The organism is Bartonella sp. AA78NXGY (assembly GCF_042197005.1).
Taxonomy (GTDB): domain Bacteria; phylum Pseudomonadota; class Alphaproteobacteria; order Rhizobiales; family Rhizobiaceae; genus Bartonella.
In genome coordinates this window covers 1-2,401 of record NZ_JBHIRI010000055.1, presented here as the reverse complement: position 1 = coordinate 2,401, position 2,401 = coordinate 1, and the positions used below count along the sequence as shown (strand labels likewise).

The 2,401-nt window shown below is 34.6% G+C and carries 2 protein-coding genes and 1 pseudogene; 1 reads left to right on the top strand and 2 read right to left on the bottom strand.

What is annotated here, in order from left to right; genetic code table 11:
- Positions 1-706 precede the first annotated feature (706 nt).
- Positions 707-1,411 (top strand): annotated as a pseudogene (locus ACFINL_RS09535) (portal protein); the annotation flags it as partial.
- Positions 1,412-1,533: 122 nt separating this feature from the next.
- Here the strand turns inward: ACFINL_RS09535 and ACFINL_RS09530 are convergent.
- Positions 1,534-1,857, bottom strand: coding sequence for a helix-turn-helix domain-containing protein (locus ACFINL_RS09530; RefSeq protein WP_015856199.1), 324 nt, complete (start codon positions 1,855-1,857; stop codon positions 1,534-1,536).
- Position 1,858: 1 nt separating this feature from the next.
- Positions 1,859-2,209, bottom strand: a complete 351-nt coding sequence (locus ACFINL_RS09525) for a type II toxin-antitoxin system RelE/ParE family toxin (RefSeq protein ID WP_041581387.1) — start codon at positions 2,207-2,209, stop codon at positions 1,859-1,861.
- Positions 2,210-2,401 lie beyond the last annotated feature (192 nt).

Genomic DNA, 2,401 nt, shown 5'->3' with positions numbered 1-2,401 from the left:
GGTTTCGTATTTTTAAACTATAACTTTTAAAACGTTTTTAGTACCAAATCTAAAGTAGATAGTTATTCTACTGCCATGGCATTATTTGCTTCCATTTTTTTGTGGAAGCGAATAGTTCCATTCTTAAAGACTAGCCTGCAATCTATTCATTAAAAGGCTTTTCATTTCATAAGATATAGCATTTGAATTTCATGACCTTTATTTCCTACCTCGGTAAAAAAATACCGTGGTTATAAAATCGATCTTGTCTTTAAATCCTTTTATGCAATCTTTAAAATGTTCGGTGTTATGATGATGCTGTTATGACAGCTCTCTATTTTGCGCTCGCCAATTTTGGCGAATGTTAATTTGCTCTTTTATGTGATTAACAATCCAATCTTTAAAACAAGATGTGATCTTTAAACGTATGTTATCGATATTTTCAAACGACTAAATTTAAAACAATGTGATTTGTGCTGTGATAAAAACGTATCATAAAATTTATGAACTGTTATGAATGATATCGGCTTTTCATTTTATTTGAATACACACATGCGTTATAATATTTACATCATGATTTGCTTTTTATGGTCTATTCATACATGCCAATCTTATATAAAAAATGGTCAAATGAATCACGTATAAAAATGTGGATTCTTAAGTGGATTCATATAAAATAATTTCACACAACCTATTGACTTTATTTCATTTTTTGATATGATAGCTTATCAGCTGGTACAAAGAAGATGTTGAGCATGTGAACAAATGGCGCGAACATGCAAGAGAGGATTTTCGATTTTACAATGGTGATCAGTGGAATGAGGCTGATTTAGCGGCGTTAAAAGAGCAACGCCGCCCCGTTATGACGTTTAACCGTATTGCACCATTGGTTAATGCCGTTGTGGGTTCAGAGCGTAACAATAAACGAGAGGTGCAATTCATTCCCCGTCAAATAGGCAAGGCATTGCCAAGTGAATTGCTTACAGGAGCAGCGGAATGGTTTCGCGACATGGCACATGCTGAATATGCAGATAGTGATGCTTTCCAAGACGCTGTCATCTGCGGCATGGGCTGGACCGATACGCGGCTTGATTATGAGAACAGTATAGATGGTGAACCGGTTATTACGCGTTTAGACCCACTGAAAATGGTCTGGGATAGTGCGGCAGTGCAACCGAATTTAACCGATGCACAACGTTTGTGGTATGTAGATCGCAAGCCGTTAGAAGTAGCTAAGCAGATGTTTCCCAAATCTCATTGGACAGAGCTGAGTGCGGATTGGGCGCGTGATGGGAGCTCTCATGAAGGCATTCATCATAATGATCTTGAAGCTTACGATGATGAGAAGGGCATTGATGTTGAAAACGGTCGTCGGATGGTTACACTTGTTGAAGGACAACATAAACAAAAATACAATAAAGTCAATAGTTTGTTTGTAATTATTTTATATGAATCCACTTAAGAATCCACACTTTTATACGTGATTCATTTGACTATTTTTTATATAAGATTGCCATGCATGAATAGACCCAAAAAAGCTAATCATAAAGAAGTTTAAGAAGAAAAAACAACTTCAAAATGTCCTTCAAGCGTTTTAACTTCTTTCGGATTAACAATAATCTTTATATCGTTTCCCAATTTTGCCAAACACTCAAGCATTTTCATTTCACTAATTCCTCGAAATTCTCCACTTAAGAGTTTAGACAGTTTTGGTTGAGTCATTTTCAAAAGTTGACTAGCCTGTTTTTGTGTTAAGTTCTTTTCTTTCAGAATTTGACTAATCTTATGAGCAAGTTGCGCTTTGATAAGCATCTCTCTGGAATCTGAAAAGCCAAGATCCGCATAAACATTGGAACTACCGTGAAAAACATTGATCATTTTAATTCCCTTCTAATTGTTCTGCTAACTTGAGACGTTCTTTAATCAGATTAATGTCTGGTTTTGGTGTTGCAATGCCACGGGTCGATTTTTTCTGAAAACAATGCAACACATAAAGAGATTTTTTATATTGTATCGTATAAACAGCGCGATAAGTTCCTTGAATATCGCGTTCAATAATTTCTAGAACATTGGCAGATCCAAACCCCTTGAGAACCTTAACATTTTCTCCTCTATCTCCTATCTGAGCAAGATAAAGAGCATAACCAATCCTTTGTTGAATAAGATCAGGAAGACTTTTTATATCTTTGAGTGAAGAACCAAGCCATATGATACGTTTTATTTTACTCATGATTATTAATATACCCATATGGGTATATTTTCAAGTGGTTATTCTAATTTTGTGATTTTTTAATAACTATTATTAATAAAATTGACTTGATAAAAATGGTAACAAAAAACCATAATTGTTTATTTATCTTATGAAAAGCTGCTTTGTAAAAACCAACGCTTCCAAATGTAAAAAGAACGTTTTTTGCAGATA

Bases quoted from the DNA above. Each gene is read 5' to 3' on its own strand.
- ACFINL_RS09530 (WP_015856199.1), bottom strand. From the start codon at position 1,857: ATGATCAATGTTTTTCACGGTAGTTCCAATGTTTATGCGGATCTTGGC.
- ACFINL_RS09525 (WP_041581387.1), bottom strand. From the start codon at position 2,209: ATGAGTAAAATAAAACGTATCATATGGCTTGGTTCTTCACTCAAAGAT.